The sequence below is a fragment of the Mesorhizobium sp. ORM8.1 genome (assembly GCF_053005525.2).
The window spans coordinates 2317523-2336418 of record NZ_CM132600.1; the positions used below are offsets into that span (position 1 = coordinate 2317523).

The following is an 18896-nucleotide window of genomic DNA, read 5'->3' on the forward strand; positions in this document are numbered from 1 at the left end:
TTTCATGCGGCTCACCCTTCAATACTTCCGGTGTCGCCCAGTATTGCGCTCACCGACGAGCCCATCGGAAGGGGCTCGCCACTGGAAGGACTCGTGAGTGCGCTCGCTGATCAGCAATAGAGGTTCTTTGACGATGATGACGGGAATGAATGAGGAGTGCGAATCGGACTTTGCCACGCAGTCGATGGAGGCAGCACTAGCCCGATGGAGCCGCAAAGAGGCCGAGGCTATATACGGCATGCCGTTCAACGATCTGCTCTTCCTGGCCCAGACCATCCATCGCCAGAACTTCGATCGCAACCGGGTGCAGCTGTCGCGGCTGCTCAGCATCAAGACCGGCGGGTGTCCGGAGGATTGCGGCTATTGCAGCCAGTCTGCGCATCACGAAACCGGCCTGAAGGCATCGAAGCTGATGGAGGTCAAACATGTCATCGAGGAGGCGACCAAGGCACGAGATGCTGGCGCAACCCGCTATTGCATGGGCGCTGCCTGGCGCAGTCCGAAGGAGCGCGACATGGACGCCGTGCTCGCTATGGTCGAAGGCGTGAAGGCGCTCGGCATGGAGACCTGCATGACGCTCGGCATGCTCGACCTCAGCCAGGCGCAGCGCCTGAAAGCGGCTGGTCTCGACTACTACAACCACAACATCGACACGTCCGCGCGCTATTATGGCAAGGTCGTTTCGACCAGGACCTTTGCCGACCGGCTGGAAACGCTTGGGCGCGTGCGCGAGGCTGGGATCAGGGTCTGCTGCGGCGGCATTGTCGGTATGGGAGAGGAAAAGGCCGATCGCATCGACATGCTGGTGACGCTGGCGAACCTGCCCGAGCCGCCGGAAAGCGTGCCGATCAACATGCTGATCCCCATCCCGGGGACGCCGCTTGCCGATGCCGAACCCATCGATCCGATCGATTTCATCCGCACCATTGCGCTCGCCCGCATCATGATGCCGAAGTCGGATGTAAGGCTCTCCGCTGGCAGGACGGCGATGAGTGACGAGACCCAGGCGCTGTGCTTCTTTGCCGGCGCCAACTCCATTTTTGTCGGCGATACGCTGCTGACTGCGGGCAATCCCGGGGAGGACAAGGATACTCGTCTATTTAGACGTCTGGGCATCGAACCGATGCAATGCGAGGCGAAATGAACGAGCCGCAGCTTGCCCGCTATCAAGCAACCTTGCAGGGTCTGGCGCGCAAGGACCGGTTGCGCGCACTGGCGCCGCGGGTCGGGTTCGACTTCTCGTCCAACGATTATCTCGGGCTTGCTGCCTCCAAGAGACTTGGCGATGCAGTCGCGGCGGCAATCAAACGGGGCACCCCTGTCGGCGCTACCGGATCGCGGCTTCTGCGCGGCAACGCGCCGGAGCATGAGGCGCTGGAGTCAGATGCTGCCGCGTTCTTCGGGGCCGAACGGGCGCTGTTCTTCGGCAGCGGCTACATCGCCAACTTCGCCCTCCTGAGCACCCTGGTGAAAAAGGGGGACCTCTTGATCCTCGATGAACTCGCGCATGCCAGCATGCATGAAGGCGCGCGGGCTGGACGCGCCGAGTTCAGGCTGGTGGCGCACAATGACATTGATGTTTTTGAGGACGCGATCAGGCGCTGGCGCGCCGAAGGCGGCATGGGCCGCATCTGGATCGGGGTCGAAAGCCTCTACAGCATGGATGGCGACTGCGCGCCGATGGAGAGCCTGGTCGAGCTTGCCGATCGGCACGAGGCCTTCATACTGGTCGACGAGGCACATGCCACCGGGGTCTGGGGAGCCGGGGGCCGCGGGCTGGCCGCGGCGTTCGAGGGCCGCGACAACATCATGGCTCTCCATACATGCGGCAAGGCACTCGGAGCATCGGGCGCGCTCGTTACCGGGCCGGGAGTGCTGTGCGACTATATTGTCAACCGCTGCCGGCCGTTTATCTACGCTACCGCACCATCGCCGCTGATGGCAGTGGCGGCGCGCGAAGCGCTCGCAATGCTTGTCGACGAGCCGATGCGCCGTGTTCAGTTGCACGAGCACGTTGCCTTCGCAAGCCGGCAACTGGCCGAGCATTGCGGAGCCAAGCCCAGCGGTTCGCAGATCCAGCCATTTGTCATTGGGGAGGTGACGCGCACCATGGCGATCGCGGCGGCTCTGCAGGCTCGCGGCTTCGACATACGCGGCATTCGTCCGCCGACGGTGCCGGAGGGTACCTCGCGGCTGCGCATTTCGCTGACGCTCAATGTCGGCAAGGCTGACATTTGCGCCATGGTCGAGACGCTTGCCGAAGTGTTGGCCACCACGGCATGAGCAAACGCATCGTCGTCACCGGAACAGATACCGGAATTGGCAAAACGGTTTTTGCCGCGGGGCTGGCAGGCCTGCTCGACGGCTTCTACTGGAAGCCGGTGCAATCAGGTCTCGATGAGGAGACCGACAGTGAGGTGGTCGAACGGCTCGCTGGCCTGCCATCTGGGCGCGTGCTGCCGGAGGCCTACCGCTTGAGGAGCCCGCTGTCGCCGCACCGTTCAGCCGAAATCGACGGTGTCTCGATCGAGGCTGCCGATCTTTCATTTCCGGTCCTGGCCACACCGCTGGTCATCGAAGGCGCTGGCGGACTGATGGTGCCGATCAACCGACAGACAAGATTCATTGACATCTTCGCCGAATGGCGGCTGCCGGTGATCCTGTGCGCCCGCACCGAGCTCGGCACGATAAACCACAGCCTGCTGTCGATCGAAGCCCTGCGGGCTCGCTCCATCCCGCTGATTGGCGTTGTCTTTATCGGTGAAGAGGCGACCGATACGCAAAGGACAATTACCGAATTGGGCGCGGTGCGTCAGCTCGGCAGACTGCCACACCTCGCTCCGCTCACGCGCGAAACTCTGCGAAAGGCGATGTTTGCTGGCTTCGACCTCGCCCAGATTCTCGGAGGCGAGTGATGTCGCGGTCGTGCGTTTGGCATCCATTCACCCAGCACGCGATCGAGCCACCGATGCCGTCCATTGTCCGCACGGAAGGAGCTTGGCTGCAGACGAATGAGGAACGTCATATCCTCGATGCAATCTCCTCCTGGTGGGTGGTCACTCACGGCCACTGCCATCCACCGATCATGGAAGCGATCCGGCGCGCGACCGAGATGCTTGACCAGGTGATCTTCGCCGGCCTCACCCATCAGCCGGCAGAGCAATTGGCCTCGGCGCTGATCGACATGGTGCCGTCAGGCCTCGACTGGGTCTTTTATTCCGACAGCGGCTCTACGTGCGTTGAAGTCGCGCTGAAGATGGCGCTCGGCTATTTCCGCAACATCGGCGCGCCGCGCTCGCGCATAGTCGCCATGGAACACAGCTATCATGGCGACACGATCGGCACGATGAGCGTCGGCGCCCGAGGCGTGTTCAATGCCGCCTATGAACCGCTATTGTTCGAGGTCGACACCATTCCTTTTCCGGCCGCGGGGCGCGAGCAGGAAACGCTGGACCGTTTCGAGGCCCTGTCTCGCGAGGGCCGCGCCGCCGCGCTGATCATCGAGCCGCTCGTGCTTGGCGCCGGCGGCATGCTGATGTATCCGGCCTGGGTTCTGACCGAATTGAAGAGGATCGCTGAGGCCTCCGGCACGCTCTTGATCGCCGACGAAGTGATGACCGGCTGGGGGCGCACCGGAACCATGTTCGCCTGCGAGCAGGCATCGATCTCACCGGACATATTGTGCACTTCGAAGGGCCTGACTGGCGGCGCCCTCCCGCTGGCGGCCACGCTCGCCAGCGATGCCATCTTCCAGGCCCACTATTCGGTGGATCGGAAGAAGACCTTTTTCCACTCAAGTTCCTACACCGCGAATCCGATCGCCTGCGCGGCCGCATTTGCAAATGTCGAGGTCTGGCGGAACGAGCCGGTCGCCGAGCGGATTGCGGCCATAAGCGCGAGACAGACCGCTGGCCTGCAACGCTTCCAAAACAATCCCTTCTTCGCCGAGAGCCGAGCGAACGGCACGATCCTAGCTCTTGATCTGCGCACCGGCTCGGCCGGATATCTGGCGGAGATCGGGCCGAAACTGCGCGCTTTTTTCCTCGAGCGTGGCATGCTGGTGCGCCCGCTCGGAAATGTCCTCTATCTTTTGCCGCCCTATTGCATCACCGGCGACGAACTGGACGGGCTCTATGACGCCATAGAGGAGGCCGGCGAACGCTTCGGTTCGCGATCATGAACCGGTCGTCGCGCATCGTCGGCTTCGGTCATCACGCGCCGGCGCGCAAGGTCGAGAACGCGGAAATCGAAGGTCGTCTCGGGCTCGAACCCGGCTGGATCGAGCGGCGCACCGGGATACGGTCGCGCTTCTGGGCAGCGGGCGAAGACACATTGTCGGGCCTTGCCGCGCGCGCCGGCGACATGGCGCTGGCGAATGCCGGTGTCGACCGTGACGATATCGGCCTGCTGTTGCTGGCGACGTCCACGCCCGACCATCTTCTGCCGCCGAGCGCGCCGCTGGTGGCCCACCGGCTGGGATTCGACCGCGCTGGTGCAGTTGACCTGACGGGCGCGTGCGCCGGCTTCATCTATGCCTTGATGTTGGCGGATGGGTTCACCCGCCTCCATGGCAAAGCGAGCTTGGTGATTGCCGCCAATATCCTCAGCCGCCGGATCAATCCGGCCGAGCGCGCAAGCGCGGTGCTGTTCGCAGATGCCGCCGGCGCGGTGGTGGTTGCCCCGTGCAAAGAGCCGGACCGAGGCATTCTCGGCGCGGCGCTGGCCTCGGACGGCTCGCGCTACGGGCTGATTCAGATTCCCGCCGGCGGAAGCAACACGCCGTTTCATGGCGAGCTGGACCTCGAGCAAACCCGGATGACCATCAGTGACGGGCGTGAAGTGTTCGCCAAGGCCGTGGAGATGATGACTGACTGCTCGAGAGGTGCGCTCACTGCCGCCCGAATGCTGCCGCAAGACATAGATTGTTTCGTGCCGCACCAGGCCAATGCTCGGATTTTCGATGCGGTCGGCAGGAATCTCGGCATAGCCGATGAAGCAATCGTCAAGACGATTGCCGATTACGGCAACTCTTCCGCCGCGACGATCCCGCTCTCGCTCTCGCTTTCGCATCGGGTGCAGCCGTTTCGGCCAGGCGAAAAGATTCTTCTTGCGGCGGCCGGTGCCGGTCTCAGCGGAGGCGCACTCGTCATAGGAATTTAGCCGTACGCGGTCATGCACAGGATCCGTCACCGATGACACGAACGAACGGGCGCACGAAAAAATGGTCGCCGGCAAGCTTCATGGGCGCTGGCGTGGTCAGGCCAGAGTGATCAAAGTTGCAGACGATTCTGTCGATCAGCACGATCGGCCATGCTGTCTTTCGCGGCTTGTCGGCGCCAGCATGGGAGAGCGGAGCCAACAGAGTTCATCACCCCTCCTCACCTCGACGGAGTCCTCCTGGTCGATAAGTCCGGCCCTTCTGGTCCATAGATCAATATTGTAGCGGCAGCACCGGCAGCCGAGAATTGAACAAGCGGCCCCTCGAAGGCATCAAATGATCATGCAGTCCGAAAACAATACCCATCTGCCTGCCTCAGCAACGCTCGCTCCCTTTCGAAACCCGGTGTTTCGCTCGATCTGGACTGCCACACAAATATCCAGCCTGGGCTGGCTCGTGCAGACGGTGGCCATCAGTTGGCTGATGGCCACTATTTCCGCTTCGGACCTGATGGTTGCGCTCGTGCAGGCTGCATCCACCTTGCCGGTGTTCCTCCTCTCAATCGTTGCCGGAGCCATTGCCGACAATTTCAGCCGCCGATGGGTGATGTTTGCGGGGCACTGCCTGATAGCATTGGCTTCAACGACGCTGATGATATCCGTGGGTCTGGGATTTGCCGGTCCATGGCTAATTCTCGCATTGGGTTTCCTGGCCGGCTGCGGCTTTGCCTTGAATGATCCGGCCTGGCATGCATCTGTTGGCGATATCCTTCACAAAAGGGACATCCCGGCCGCGGTCACCCTGATGTCCGTAGGATACAACATTGTACGCAGCGTTGGTCCGGCTTTGGGGGGCGTGGTCCTGGCGTTCTTTGGACCGCTTGCCGCTTTCGCCTTGGCAGCGCTGAGTGATCTGGCGCCGCTAACCGCGATATGGCGCACACGATGGAACGTTCTTACTTCCCCTCTCCCTCGTGAACGCATGACGATGGCAATTCATGACGGAGTCCGCTTCACTGTGATGTCCCTGGAGATCAGGGCAGCGATTGCCCGTGCAGCCCTTTTCGGCCTGGCAAGCATCTCCATCCTTGCATTGCTGCCTCTATTTGTCCGGGACCAGCTGAAGAGCGGCCCGATCATCTACGGCATCTTGCTGGCCGGCTTCGGGATGGGTGCTTTCATTGCGGGCATGAGCAATAGCTTTCTAAGGCGGATCACGTCTCAAAACAGGCTGGTGTCCTTCGCCTCCGTCGCTTGTGCGGCATGTTGCCTTTCGCTTGCACTCACATCATCGGTACCCGTGGCGGCCGTTTCGCTGGCACTTGGCGGCGCGGGTTGGCTCATCACCTGGACTGGGATCGACGTGTCGGTGCAACTGGCAAGCCCCAGATGGGTGGTCGGCCGCACACTGTCGATCTACTACGCCTTGAGCGCAGGCGGGATGGCGGCTGGCAGCTGGATCTGGGGTACTGTCGCACAGAACTACTCCTTAGGCTGGGCTTTGGAGGGCGCCGCAGGCGCTCTGTTGCTGGTTGCGGCTGCGGGAATGCTGTTTCCGGTCGGTCCATGGGAGGAAACGGATCAGGAAAGTTCGGATTTTCGCCCGCCGGAGCTGGCACTCGACTTGAAGCCCAGAAGTGGACCCATAGTGGTCAAGGTGGAGTATCGGATACCCGAAGAGAACATCGAGACCTTTCTGGGCTACATGCGCGCCAGGCGGCATGTTCAGAGCCGTGCCGGTGCGCGAAACTGGACACTGCAGCGAAATCTTCAAACGCCTTCGATTTGGACAGAGACATTCCGCACGCCGACCTGGATGGACTTTCTTCGCCTGAATCATCGGCTCACGGCAGCGGATAAGGAAATCGGTGATCATCTCCTGTCACTGCATGATGGGGAGGATCCTCCTCACACAGTGCTTTCCATTGAACGCACGACTGAGGCCGCGCGTACCCGTTCCCCAACACTCTTTTCTCGCCCTCCGAGGTGACGTGAGCACAAAAGCGATCGCATCGGGCATTGGGGTCTGGCCTCTGGCGCTTCTGGCGGGCCGAGAGACCTACTTTGCCGCAAAAGCTCCGGATTCCGCGCGGCCAACCAGAAGCTCGGCATACAGCAGTTCGCGTGTGAAACAGCATCGGCCACACGATCCCTGGCCCGAAACCCAGCAGTCATTCCCACTCCTGGGCAGTCTAAAATTGTGGCGGTGTCGCCAGGCCCTCGCGAGCCGGATTTCTTGGCATATCCGGTCTCGATCCCGGTCTCGAGGCGAAGCGCAGCGACTACGCATCAATTCGCTCGCGCGCTGCGACCATTCAGCCAAGTCCCGCGATGTGCTATGATTCGCTTTATGGCAAAGAAGGCGAAGCAGAAGGCAAAGCAGGCGATTGATGCGGCGTTAGAGGACGGGCTTAAAGCGGAGGCCGCCTACTATGCCCGCAAGGTCGGCATCACCAGAGACGAAGCCGCCAAGATCATCCGGGAAGCTCACGGGCCGAAGCTCTCGATAGTCAAGGACGCTGTGAAGGGCAGATAGCGAGGCAATGTTCTGCTTGTAGGAGTCGCGAACTGTAGGCCTTTCGGCTTCGATCAGCGCAATGATATCGCCTCTCTCCAAAGCTTGCCAGCCACTCCAGCGCCCGGGTCACGCGCAGCGAAGCATGGAAGCGCACGAAATTGTAGTACATGAAGTGCAGGGCAACGAATTGTCCTGAGCCTCGACCGACTTCGAGAACGGCGCTTTCAGGCGAAGCGCCGTAGAGCTTGATCAGCATAGCGAAGTCAACGTCTCCGCCGAATGCACCTTCAACATCCTCCAGATAGGCCGGTGACCGTCGCTGGTCAGCTGGACGCGATTGCCGAGGCGGCGCGAAGATCGTCCATGAAGCCCATCGCGTATTCACTGTGGCGCCCGCCGACAAGCCACGCTTGACAAGCTTGTGTCGGCACCAACGGCCGTCCAAGTCCAGGTGTAGCCAGCGCGTTGTGGAACACGGATTCGTCGCCGCTCTTTCGATGGAATTGATGGCCAGTGACGAGCGCTCTCGCGCGAAGCCCGTGCCCAGTGACCTCGCTTCCTCGCCGAGGTGAAACGTCTCATGTTGCACCGGTCGATTTCCGTACCCTTACCCTTTTGGGCAAACGTTCGGCGTCGAGGAGCAGGCCTTGTTCGTCGCGCTGGGCGTCGATGATTTTAGTCAGAGCCTCGTCAAAGCCCAGAACAAAAAAGGTCATGGCGTAAGCACCCATAGCGACTGTCGGCTCTCCTTTTTCGATCTTCAGATAGGTGCTCTTTGCGATGCCGAGTCGTTCCGCCATCATCATTACGGTGAGACTGCGCTTTTTACGGGCGAGCGCGATGTCGGCGCCCAGCTTGCCGAGCGCCCGCTTGACTCTGGGAGGCAATGTATCGGTCACCGTCGAGCGCATTCTTGTCTCATAAAAACGACCTTAACCCATTTTAGGCCGTTTATATAAGCCCGAAGCCGGATCTGTCGAGAGTTGGCCAGACTGTGTCCGCCCCCCAAGAGATATCGTCCTGTACCAGCCGCGCAAATCCCGTGAGCATGCATCACCCAATCCGCATTCGGATTGGGTGAACTGCGGACGGTCAACTTTGCCGCGAATGCGCATGTGCCGGTGCGAACCGAGCGGGCCATGCTTGGCTCGATTCCAGATTGCTCGCCGTGAGCGGGCACGCACGCTGTCGTGACCTTTCATAGCGAACAAAAGCTGTCGGCATGGAACCAAAGACGTCACGTTCCAAACATGGAAGTTGTCCCAACTTCAAGCAGCAGTGGCGAATTTAAATGTCGCGAGCCAGCTGGTCAGAATTGGCACGTCGCTTGCTGGTCCGCATGGAACACAGACGGCCAGCCCACGAACAGCGGAGAAGACCATGGCGATGGATGCACTAGGGCTGCCCCTCCGGTGTGTCGCAAGAGTCTGGCCGAACAGCCATGTGGAAGCATAGCGGGGCGGGCAATAGAGTTGTGACAGTCTGTTTCAGCCGGACTCGACTCTCACTTCGTCGGGCAGAAGACCGCCCGGCAAAGCGCGTCTTCCGTATGTCGCACTTTGCGCCAGACAAGATGTCGATCCCTTATGCGACTAGACGGCTACTCACCTATTCAGCGGGTATTCCGCATTCCTCAGATTGCAAAGAAGAGCGCGATCACCTTTTTGAATGGAGATCCAGAATGAAGGTATGCAGTCTTCTTCTCGGCTCGGTTGCGGCCCTGATCTCGGTTTCGGCGGCGCGCGCGGCGGACGAAATCTCCGCGTTGGACCGGACCGAATACGTCCAGATCTGCGACGTCTACGGTCCGGGCTATTTCCATGTCCCCAACACCGACACCTGCCTGCGCGTCGGCGGCTACGTCCGTTACGACGTCGGCCTGGGCGGTGTCCGTTCGCATGTGGGGGCAGCCACGTCCACTGCGAGAACCGGGGAAGTTCGGCCGACCTGGGGAAGCAACACGCGTCTCACGTTTAAGACTTGGACGGACCAGGAGACCGAAATCGGACCACTTAAGACCTATACTGAAAGCCGCGTGAACTTCGGCAACCGCAATGCCTATCCGGGTCCGGACATTGCTCAGAACCATGCCCTCAACAGCGGCGCCAAGTTGTCTTCCGCCTGGATCCAGCTTGGTGGCCTGCGTGTCGGGAAGGACGACTCGGCCTTCGACACGTTTGCAGGATACGCCGGGAACGTCCTCAACAACGCACTCGTTCCGTATGGCGAATTCGACACCAACGTAGCTCAGTACTATTTAGATTCCGACACTGGGTTTTCAGCTCTGGTTTCACTTGAACAAGGGGCGGGTGAGGTCGGTTCTCTTGACGGCCATGTTCCCCACGTCGTCTTAGGCATGAGACAGACGCAGGCCGGCGGCGCGATCACCGGCCTAATCGCTCGTGACAGCAACTACAACGCTTTGGCCGGCAAGGTCCGCATCGACCTCAACGTCACAGATGACCTGTCGCTATTCGGTATGTTCGGCTACGGCTCCCTGGCAATCTCAACGACGACCCAACCAAGGCAATCGCCGCTCATGGTCGCAGCTTCTACAAGAATTGGAGCGGCGACTGGGCTTTGTGGGTAGGGGCCACTTACAGCTTCGACGAGAAAACGTCGTTGAACCTCCAGGTCTCAGCTGATCAGCTCAGCAACTGCGGACTGGCTGCAAACATCGCCTATACGGCCATTCCAGGTTTCACAATCACAGCCGAACTCGATTATGCCGACTACGCCAAGCTCACTCCCGTCGGCCCTTCCGGCACGAACCCGGCTAACGTCGGCAAAGCGGACAGCCTCGGCGGCGTTCTGCGATTCCAAAGCTCGTTCTAACGGAATGAATCTGAACGTCGGCGCCCGACGGGCGCCTCGGTGTCTGGCCCTTCAAGATGCCGTCCCGCACGATCATGCCCCGACTCCTCCTCGGCGAGACTCCCATAGAGCGCTCAGCAAACTCAACAGCTGGTTCGCGACATCGATCTGCATCCCTGTTGTGCTACTACCATTGCGACGAAGCTGCCGATATCGAGAGCACGACGCAAGAGGGCTGAGAAACACCTGGACATTTCGTCCAGTCACTCGAACCTTCTTCAGGGGTTCAGGATCAGTTTCGGCGGGCGTCGTCGCAACATCAGTGAGAATTTTTCTGTTTGGGCCGCCTTCAGGGCAACCCGATCTCAATCGCAGCCGAATGCCCAGGCTCGCAAGCCTTTGGTCCGGATGGAACGCGTGACAGCATAAGGTCTAGTCCAATTTCGTGCCACCTCGCCTAGTTCTCAGCCGCGTGATTGTCGCCGGGATATGGCGGCCCTCCGATCCCGAGCCGGGTCCCAAGCAGCACCGCGGGTTGGGCGATGTATGCATCCACGTCATGGATGCTCTTTATCGAACCAATCGATTTCTCTGGCTGTCCGATGATGAATATGACGCGTCAGTTGGCGTGGTGGGGCCATCGGAGTTGTTGCATGGAATCGCTTGTCCAGTGCGGCCCGGGTGCCGCCATTCGGTGGAGTTGCCAATGTGATCTGCAACCGAACGGCCAATGGCGGTCGTGGGGACAATGAGCATGGATACTGCCGGGCAGCTGGGGCCACCCTCTACCGGGGGAAATAGCCGCCACAAGCGCATGTGGCCGGCGAGCACGACCGTGCGCGGGACCATCGGCCGCCCTGAGGCCGCGATGGTGGCGTACCGAACTGTTTGGCCCCTGTCGCCACATCACAGCTGCGCGCGCAGTTCCCATGCCACGCTAAATTGAAGTGTTCAGCAGGAGCCACAGCAATATGCACCGTCGTAATCTGATCAAAGGATTCGTTGCACTCGGCGCGTGTCCCATTTGCGCTGAAGCCGCGCGGGCGGACAGCACGCAATGGGGATATGCCGGCCCGGTGGGCCCCGAACAATGGGGGCATCTGGACAAGGCGAATTTGGTCTGCTCGGCGGGCATGCAGCAGTCGCCGGTCGATATCAGGGGCGCGGTCAAAGCGGATATTCCGCACATCGCCATAGGTTGGCGCAGCGGCGGCGGCAGGATGGTGAACAACGGCCACACCATTCAGATCAACCTGCCGCAAGGCGGCACGCTCACTCGAGGGGACCGTGTCTATGAGCTGCTACAGTTCCATTTCCATGCACCAAGCGAGCACCACGTAGCAGGCAAGAGCTTCCCGATGGAAGCGCATTTTGTCCATAAGGACCGCAACAGCGATACTGTGGGTGTTCTGGCCGTGTTTCTGACGCCAGGGGCCCCAAATGCCAGTTTTGCCAGGCTTGCTGCCGTATTTCCTGCAAGGTCCGGCGAAGAGGCAGCCGTCGATCACGTAGACCCGAATGAGCTTCTGCCGGCTTCGCTAGGCTACTGGACGTATGAAGGATCTTTGACGACGCCGCCATGCACGGAAAACGTCGACTGGATGGTGGCGACGGAACCGGTTGATGTCGACCCAGCAGATATAGAGCGATTTACCTCGCTGTATCCCGGAAACGCGCGCCCTATCCGCACACCCAATCGGCGCTTCATCCTAGGCCTAAGCTGAGGCCCCTGCCGTTGTGAGAGGTCGAAGCACCGCCTGCGCGTCATATTGATCTGCTTTCAAGATCGTAAGGATGTGCTCCGTGTCGCGTAGGCCCTTTGGGCGGTCATATTCGCCATGGAGCGGACCAGGACCAGGTTCAGTAACGGTGTTAAGCCGTTCTCATAAGGGGGAGAGGTAGGCGTGGCTTTCCTGTTCCAGCAGCATCCGGCCGCATACCGAACCCATGAACTGGAATTCATGTCGGACCTTCGCAAGGGGTGCATCGCGGATCAAACGCCGTTTCCTTGGGAAACATGGCTCAATCCCGACAAGGCAATTATGATCGCCCTAGCCGCCTCGATTGCGTTCTTGGTCGGGACGCAGGGGCAGCCCCCGAAAATCGATGACGCGATCCTAAGCCAGCTGCGAACGATTCAGATCAACGACGCATTGCTCCGGCGCGACATCGCCCGCTTCGCCAGGATGGATATGGCATTGGACTCCCGTTCGGTTGCTTCTACCGGACAGGCATTGCAAAAGAATCGTGAAAACTTGCAAGGCGCTCTCGAGATTTCGCCCGATGAGAGTTCCCGGCAAACCAGATTGCTCGCGCAGCTCATAAACTCGATCGAAAGCAAAAAGGCTGCCGTCTCAGCCTTGGTCGAACAAAATCAACTCATAAAAAGCTGTCTTGCACACCTAGCTCGCTCGATTGGTCGCCTTGGGGGGCACCCTCGGGCATGGTTGAACTTTCGATGCTGATCGTGTTTTCGGCTGAACCCAAGCTCGTTCTGAGCAAGGCTGGCGCTGCCCTTTCTTCTTCATGGAGGTTGGACCAAGCTGCCGATCAGATCGCATCTCCGGACACGTTCTCCACGGCTGCCGAACTGGAGCGAGAGCATCTGGACGGCTACAGCCTGGCCGGCGCGCGAGCGCAGCGCACGCGACTTTTCTTCGGTTTGGTGTCCACGTGCCTCTGCTTGTTCGCGATCATTCGGTCCTCCAGGCAGCATCTGCGGACGAACCGGCTGAAAAGGCGGTTGGAGCTTGAAGAGGCAATGCGTGAGATCGAAACTCGCCTCAACGAAAGTAAAGCAAAGGACACCTCGGCGCGCTTTTCCACCGAAGAAGCACTCAGAGCCGTTCAACGCGTTTTCGGTGCGGATCAATGCGCGCTTGCCCTGGTAGATCCGACTCTCAGCAGGCATACTGAGTGCTTTGTGGCGAACACGTACGCACCCGTCTGGAACGTGCCGCTCATTGCTGAAGTCGTTTCACTTGTGCGCGCCGGACGGCCAGTGTTTCGCGTCGTTCCGGCGGCTGAGATGGTTTCGACCGCCCTACCGCTTTCCGGTGTTTGTCAAATTGTTGCTTGCAGAGCTTCCGATCAGCAGGTTGTGGTTTGCCTCCTTGTTTTTGAACGAACCCGCTCGCTCCCCTCAGCAGACGAACTGCGGGTTCTTGCCAGTGCTATTGTGCGTTTGGGCAATCATCTTGAGGTGCGACGTGTAAATGCCGAACGCGACCTTCTGGTGAGTCGATGGGAGCATGTGGAAAGGCTGAGGACGGTCGGCACGATCGCAAGCGGCGCCACACATGAGTTCAACAATATTTTAGGAGCAATAATCGGCTATTCAGAGATTGCTCAAAGCCTTGTGCGTCGCCCCTCCAGAATTCGGAATCACATCGACCAAATCATCTTAGCTGGACACCGAGCCAAGCTGATCGTCGACCAGATCTTGTCACTCAGCCGAAACCGACAGCGCGTGGCAGTGCCTTTCAACGTCTCTGAACTTCTTATGGATCTTGCGCCATTGCTGCGGGTCACAGTTCGTACGGATGTTCAGTTGAACTTCAAGATCAACCAGTGGCAAACCGTGGTCGACGGCAGCCCAACGGAGATACAGCAGATCCTCATGAATCTGTGCAAAAACGCATCTGAGGCTTTCGTGCACGAGGGCCGTGTCGAGGTTAGCGTTTCTCGCGCCCAGGTGCGCCACACCAAGCCGCTGGCTCAGGGAACCTTGAGACCTGGAGATTACGTTCTCATATCCATCAGCGACAATGGCCCAGGAATTGCAAGTTCGATACTTCCGCATGTCTTTGAGCCCTTTTTTACGACACGCTCTCGTGTCGGCGGGACCGGGCTTGGTCTTGCCGCGGTTGACAGGCACGTGAGCGCGCTCGCAGGATGCCTTGACGTCACCTCGGCTATTGGCCGAGGTACGCGCTTTGACATCTACCTGCCGGCCTCCGAGGAGGAGGCAGTCAGCGCAGACATCGCTTTCGGTCGGTACGACGGATCACTTGGCAACGGAGAAATCGTTGCAGTCGTGGAGCCCAATCCAGCAGAGTTGGAGATCTACACCGACCGGATCGCCGCGCTGGGTTATGAGCCGGTCGGCTTCGCGACCTTCGAAGGTCTTTGCGAGTGGATCGAGAGCGGCAAGGCAGCTGACCTGCTGATCCTGGGTAAAATGCCTTTCCTGGAGCGAGGACAGGCCGGCTCCGTATGCCCCATCCTCATGACGGTGCCTGTCATAGTCGTCGGTGAAATCGACCCCATACCGGTCACACCTGATGATCAGGCCTTCGTCCTTTGGCTATCCAAGCCGGTCCCGTCGCGGTCAATGGGGCATGCCGTTCGTACCATGATGATGGCATGATGCTGCCGGCTTGCTCGTGCCTCAAGCAATCCGGGAAGGCCTCTCAAAAGGCATCGACGCAGAACAAAGCGACGCGTCACATCACCGACCTATCGATCCCGAGACGCTGTTTCAGCCTTAGTGCTTGTTGAGAAGGTCGGCTACTGTCTCTCCCCGTCGCCGGGCATCGGCGGCGAGCCATACTTCTCCCACCTCATAGACTTCTCCTTGGGTACGGAACGGGACAATGACGTCAACGGCAGCCGAGAGCATGTCAAGAAGCGTGCGGTCTTCCACAGCGGCTCCTTGTGCACTGCTCTTGACGAGTGAAAAGAGCTTCTTGAAGCCTTGGACCGGATCAGCCCCGTGGATGGTTGATATTGATCCCGCATGGCCGGAGACGACTTCGCTAAGGTAAGCCCAAGCAGCATCATCGCGCATCTCGCCGAGCAATATTCGATCAGGGCGCATGCGCAAGCTGGCCTGCAACAGTTGCTCGGCTGTCACCGCGCCTACGCCTGTCCTGTCTTTCGGATAGAGTAACCGGACATGATTCTCGTGCGGGATTGCAAGCTCGAGCGTGTCTTCGATACTAATCAACCTCTCTTGCGGGGGTATAGCGTCGATCAAAGTCTTGCTCATTGTCGTTTTGCCGCTTCCAGTAGGCCCACAAAGCAGCATGGTGAGCCGCCCGCAAACGCAGGCCCGCAAAAATTGCTCCAAGTCACCATGGTCGTAGTGCTGAAGAATCGTTTCGTCCTGCCGCTCCTGGCGCTCTTTTCGTGACCGCCATTGATTCCAACGCGAGTGTTCGTAGCGAGAAGAAACTTCCTTGAGTTCGGTCACACGACTTGAGGGACGCCGTATCGTCAGGCTTATTGTTCCTGAGGGAACAGCGGGCGGCAAACAGATCTGCAACCGCTCTCCGTTCGGCAGCTCAGTCGCACAGAGGGGGCTTTGCGGTCCGACATCTTGCTTGCGCAGCGCTCCAGCGAGGATCGCGATGTCTTCCAGATCGTCATAAGACAGCGGTAGCGGATGTTTCGTGAAAACGCCGGCCTGTCGGACAAAGGCTTCCCCAGGCCGGTTGATAGCGACCTCCTCGGTCTTTGGCTCCTCAAGCCATTTCAGAACGGGCTCGAGAAGCAAACGCAATTGAGGATCAGCCTCCGATTGCATTGTTGTCTCTCCTGCGTTCGCGATGTTGCGGGGATGGCGCCACAGCAGTCGCTCTAAGATCGTATACATCCGAGAAATCGAGGTCCCGAGCCACAAAGATGGATACGGCATCTCCCTGGTTTTTCTTCAGGGTTGGCGGAATGTTGACCGTCGATCTCAGTGTCGTCTCGACGGCTTGTCCACCACTGCTCTGGAAGCTGTTGCTGCCGCTTCCTCCGCCAGAGCCGGCGGCATATTGACCGGCCGCCTGAAACGCGCCCTGGATGACGCTCATGAGAATCGCTCCGCCAAAGCGTTCCCGGAAGTGATTGTCCACCGTGCCAGGCATTCCGGAGCGGCCGAGCTCGTCAGCACCCGGCGATGCTATCGAAACCAGGGCATGGTCAGTTGTTTCGATGCGCGTCCACAGCACGAAGACACGCGCATCACCCTGCTGGAGACCGCTCTGGATCTCGCCAATCACGGTCGTCCCGCGATCCAAGAGCACGACATTGTTGGTGGCGCCGCGGACGGCTTTAGGTAAGACGCACTTCACATAGCCGGGCAAATTTGTGTCGATCGCCGTTTGCAAAATGCAGGGAATGATCGTTCCTTGAGTAATCACGAGATCAGGGTGTGGCAAAAGTGTGGCCCGGCTCGGCTCCTGTACATCCGGCTTCAATCGGCCTGACAGATCGCCATCGATTGAAATCTCATCCGTGGTCGCCGGTGCATCCTTATGGTTGTCTTGGCTTCGCTGATCGTCATTTGGCGTTTGACCGCTGCCGCTGTAGGCGAAAATTGGTGTTTCCTCCGGCGGCGGATCAGCCGGCGCCGGTGGGGCCGGCGTGGAAGGCGAGGATGGCGCAGGATCTGCCACCTGCGCCGCCTGTACGGGTGCTGGAGGTTCGGGAGCAATCTCAATCGGCACGGAGCGGAATGGCTCGGCGTTGGCGACAATTGGCGGTTTTGGCTGAGATGGTTCGTCTTGTGCGCTAGGGCGACCTCCGAGCCATATGAGCGATAGAGATGAGATGAGAACAAGAGCAGCGACGGCCAACTTCTGCAATCCCGATAGATGCCGGCGGGCCGGCTCCGCAACCATCGATGATGCATGGACATCATGTCCCGCCTGTGGGCCGGTTTCACTCATCGGCCCGAGCCTTTCAAAACGCGCCACACGTCGGGTGTCACTGTACCGCTCGCTGGCGCTCGTCCCACAGGATCATAAGCTCTGTTGAAAATGGACAAGACCGTTTTGCCATCTCTCAGTCGCCATTCCCGGGCCACCGCGGAAACTTCAACATAGTCCCCTTTGACCGTGTAATTGGCAGCGGCTTCCTTGCCGTCGGGATTGATAATGTAGAGGGAAGGTATGCGGGAATTGCCTGCGAAGCCAAATACGGTCGTAAAGCCATTATCAAAAACTTCCAGTGGCGCCAGCGATCGATCGCCCTTTGCGACGTAGTGAAAATTGCTTTCGTCCGGACTGGCAGTTGCGGCGGGCCGATTCAACAGATCCTGAACTTTCTCGTCTTGCAGCACTTTCGCCCTGGCCTGCCCAAGTATCGAGCGCCTTGCTGCCTCCTTTCTCTGAGCAGCAGCCTCATCAGCAGGATAGGTGAACTGCACACTATAGTATAGGTCTGGTTGCCGCTCATCGAGTTTAGGCATAGCTTTCGTTGAAATACTGAAGACGTATCTGCGCGTACCGGACTCGCTCTCGGCCAGCACGATCACCGGCTGCGGCGGCAGCATCCGGCTAGCCTTGAAAAAAGATAGTTGGCACGCGGAAGCGCAGCCAGGTCTTTGCTGTTGGAAACGGCCACGGCTGCGACGGTCTCATTGGCCGCGAATGTGACAACCAGCGTTGCCCCCACTGCGGTCGATAGGCGCACCACTTCGTCGGGACGGTAAGCCAGGTAGCGCATCCGCGCATCATGCTTGCCGGCAAGTGGCGTGTCTTCCGCGCACGCTTCCATCGTTAGCAATAGTGAACAGGCCAGCGCGAGAAATGCTCTTTTTGTCATGGCTGCACGTTGCCCAGGTTCGATACGGAATCTTCCGAGGCTTGATAGGAGGTGACGAGTAGACCTCCCGGATTGGTGAGCCTCGATTGCCCGGGCAGACCCGTCAAGCGCTCGTAGCGGATGGTGGCTGTCCAGGTGGTCACGATCGGCATCTGCCCATCGATAACAAGCGAACGTTTGTATCGGATCTGCTGAACGTCCGGACTGAGGTCATTTGAGGAAATATGCCCGACCTCCAGCTTGCCGCGCTTGCCAACCGTGATTTGCGGCGAGGTGGGATTGGGATAGTTGAAGAAATCCTGATATTGCTGTTGCACAGAAGGTGCGCTGAAACTCGATACGAGGTCATAGGCATATTGGGCTGTATCTGCTGTGTAGCCTTCGCGCAGGCGTACATATTCCCACAGGGAAGCATCTATGACGGCTCGATCTTGGGTTGCCGGCAGTCGAGAGATTGCCACTTCGCTGTCAACGGTTCCATCCGGCCGTACCCAGAGGAACACAGGTACGAGCTTGGCCAACGGGACCATGGCAGCGATCGTAAATGCCTGGGCCACATTTCCTAGGACCGCCGCTGCGGCAAAGGCTATCAGGGCCTTTGATAGCCGCCGCGCAGACTTCGCTCGTGACGTTTGAAACGCTTCCACCTTCTTGTAGTGGGCGGCTAGCGTTTCTCTTTCCACCAGAAGGGCATGTTCAGGAAATTTCACTTGGGCTCTTCCGCACACTCGACCTGAAGATCCTCAGGGGTGGTTTCCCATTGTCCCGCGTTCAGCTGGAATGGCGCACCCGTGCAGGTCGCAAGCCGATCGGTTGTCTTGCAGGCCGCCAAAGCGAGGAGTGACAACAGTAGATAACGTTTCATGTTCTT

Annotated in this window: 16 protein-coding genes and 3 pseudogenes; 11 read left to right on the forward strand and 8 right to left on the reverse strand. The window is 59.4% G+C overall.

Annotated elements, in window-relative coordinates; genetic code table 11:
• Window positions 1–133: 133 nt before the first annotated feature.
• From bioB to ACVDG8_RS11945, 5 genes are read left to right on the forward strand one after another with little or no spacing between them, the layout of a single operon-like run.
• Window positions 134–1144, forward strand: coding sequence for a biotin synthase BioB (gene bioB / locus ACVDG8_RS11925; protein WP_447254895.1), 1011 nt, complete (start codon window positions 134–136; stop codon window positions 1142–1144).
• Complete coding sequence (locus tag ACVDG8_RS11930) at window positions 1141–2283, forward strand: 8-amino-7-oxononanoate synthase (RefSeq protein WP_455707706.1); 1143 nt, start codon at window positions 1141–1143, stop codon at window positions 2281–2283. Before bioB ends, ACVDG8_RS11930 begins: the two co-directional genes overlap by 4 nt.
• Entirely contained in the window at window positions 2280–2915 is a 636-nt protein-coding gene (bioD, locus tag ACVDG8_RS11935; protein ID WP_447254897.1) for a dethiobiotin synthase, read from the forward strand. The genes ACVDG8_RS11930 and bioD overlap by 4 nt, the downstream gene beginning before the upstream one ends.
• On the forward strand, window positions 2915–4180 hold the full coding sequence (locus ACVDG8_RS11940) for an adenosylmethionine--8-amino-7-oxononanoate transaminase (RefSeq protein WP_447254898.1): 1266 nt from the start codon (window positions 2915–2917) through the stop codon (window positions 4178–4180). The genes bioD and ACVDG8_RS11940 overlap by 1 nt, the downstream gene beginning before the upstream one ends.
• Window positions 4177–5160: a beta-ketoacyl-ACP synthase III gene (locus ACVDG8_RS11945; protein ID WP_447254899.1), complete on the forward strand. Its 984-nt coding sequence runs from the start codon at window positions 4177–4179 to the stop codon at window positions 5158–5160. The genes ACVDG8_RS11940 and ACVDG8_RS11945 overlap by 4 nt, the downstream gene beginning before the upstream one ends.
• A gap of 10 nt (window positions 5161–5170) precedes the next feature.
• On the opposite strand, the gene ACVDG8_RS11950 is transcribed toward ACVDG8_RS11945, so the two are convergent.
• Window positions 5171–5359, reverse strand: a complete 189-nt coding sequence (locus ACVDG8_RS11950) for a hypothetical protein (RefSeq protein WP_455707707.1) — start codon at window positions 5357–5359, stop codon at window positions 5171–5173.
• Window positions 5360–5500: 141 nt separating this feature from the next.
• Between ACVDG8_RS11950 and ACVDG8_RS11955 the strand changes: the two genes are divergently transcribed.
• Together ACVDG8_RS11955 and ACVDG8_RS11960 are read left to right on the forward strand one after the other, a co-directional pair.
• Window positions 5501–7147: an MFS transporter gene (locus ACVDG8_RS11955; protein WP_447254900.1), complete on the forward strand. Its 1647-nt coding sequence runs from the start codon at window positions 5501–5503 to the stop codon at window positions 7145–7147.
• 360 nt (window positions 7148–7507) lie between these two features.
• Entirely contained in the window at window positions 7508–7693 is a 186-nt protein-coding gene (locus ACVDG8_RS11960) for a hypothetical protein (RefSeq protein WP_447254901.1), read from the forward strand.
• 202 nt (window positions 7694–7895) lie between these two features.
• Here ACVDG8_RS11960 and ACVDG8_RS11965 read toward each other — a convergent pair.
• A pseudogene (locus tag ACVDG8_RS11965) lies at window positions 7896–8146 on the reverse strand (IS1 family transposase); the annotation flags it as partial.
• A 107-nt stretch (window positions 8147–8253) separates the two neighbouring features.
• A complete protein-coding gene (locus ACVDG8_RS11970; protein WP_447254902.1) occupies window positions 8254–8586 on the reverse strand; it encodes a helix-turn-helix domain-containing protein in 333 nt (110 codons plus the stop codon).
• A 770-nt stretch (window positions 8587–9356) separates the two neighbouring features.
• On the opposite strand from ACVDG8_RS11970, the pseudogene ACVDG8_RS11975 reads away from it, so the two are divergent.
• The 4 genes and pseudogenes from ACVDG8_RS11975 to ACVDG8_RS11990 all read left to right on the forward strand — a co-directional run bounded on the left by ACVDG8_RS11975 (window position 9357) and on the right by ACVDG8_RS11990 (window position 14858).
• Window positions 9357–10510: pseudogene (locus ACVDG8_RS11975) on the forward strand (porin).
• Between the two features lie 950 nt (window positions 10511–11460).
• Window positions 11461–12213 (forward strand): carbonic anhydrase, encoded by a 753-nt coding sequence (locus ACVDG8_RS11980; protein WP_447254904.1) that lies wholly within the window; start codon window positions 11461–11463, stop codon window positions 12211–12213.
• A gap of 180 nt (window positions 12214–12393) precedes the next feature.
• Window positions 12394–12954: a hypothetical protein gene (locus tag ACVDG8_RS11985; protein ID WP_455707708.1), complete on the forward strand. Its 561-nt coding sequence runs from the start codon at window positions 12394–12396 to the stop codon at window positions 12952–12954.
• Entirely contained in the window at window positions 12933–14858 is a 1926-nt protein-coding gene (locus ACVDG8_RS11990; protein ID WP_455707709.1) for an ATP-binding protein, read from the forward strand. Before ACVDG8_RS11985 ends, ACVDG8_RS11990 begins: the two co-directional genes overlap by 22 nt.
• A gap of 117 nt (window positions 14859–14975) precedes the next feature.
• On the opposite strand, the gene virB11 is transcribed toward ACVDG8_RS11990, so the two are convergent.
• The 5 genes and pseudogenes from virB11 to ACVDG8_RS12015 all read right to left on the reverse strand — a co-directional run bounded on the left by virB11 (window position 14976) and on the right by ACVDG8_RS12015 (window position 18890).
• Window positions 14976–16016, reverse strand: coding sequence for a P-type DNA transfer ATPase VirB11 (gene virB11, locus ACVDG8_RS11995; protein WP_447254906.1), 1041 nt, complete (start codon window positions 16014–16016; stop codon window positions 14976–14978).
• Entirely contained in the window at window positions 16000–17148 is a 1149-nt protein-coding gene (gene virB10, locus ACVDG8_RS12000) for a type IV secretion system protein VirB10 (protein ID WP_447254907.1), read from the reverse strand. The genes virB11 and virB10 overlap by 17 nt, the downstream gene beginning before the upstream one ends.
• Window positions 17145–18025 (reverse strand): annotated as a pseudogene (locus ACVDG8_RS12005) (TrbG/VirB9 family P-type conjugative transfer protein). The gene virB10 and the pseudogene ACVDG8_RS12005 overlap by 4 nt, the downstream one beginning before the upstream one ends.
• On the reverse strand, window positions 18022–18735 hold the full coding sequence (locus tag ACVDG8_RS12010; protein WP_447254908.1) for a type IV secretion system protein VirB8: 714 nt from the start codon (window positions 18733–18735) through the stop codon (window positions 18022–18024). The pseudogene ACVDG8_RS12005 and the gene ACVDG8_RS12010 overlap by 4 nt, the downstream one beginning before the upstream one ends.
• Entirely contained in the window at window positions 18732–18890 is a 159-nt protein-coding gene (locus ACVDG8_RS12015; protein WP_447254909.1) for a type IV secretion system lipoprotein VirB7, read from the reverse strand. The genes ACVDG8_RS12010 and ACVDG8_RS12015 overlap by 4 nt, the downstream gene beginning before the upstream one ends.
• Between the last annotated feature and the right edge of the window lie 6 nt (window positions 18891–18896).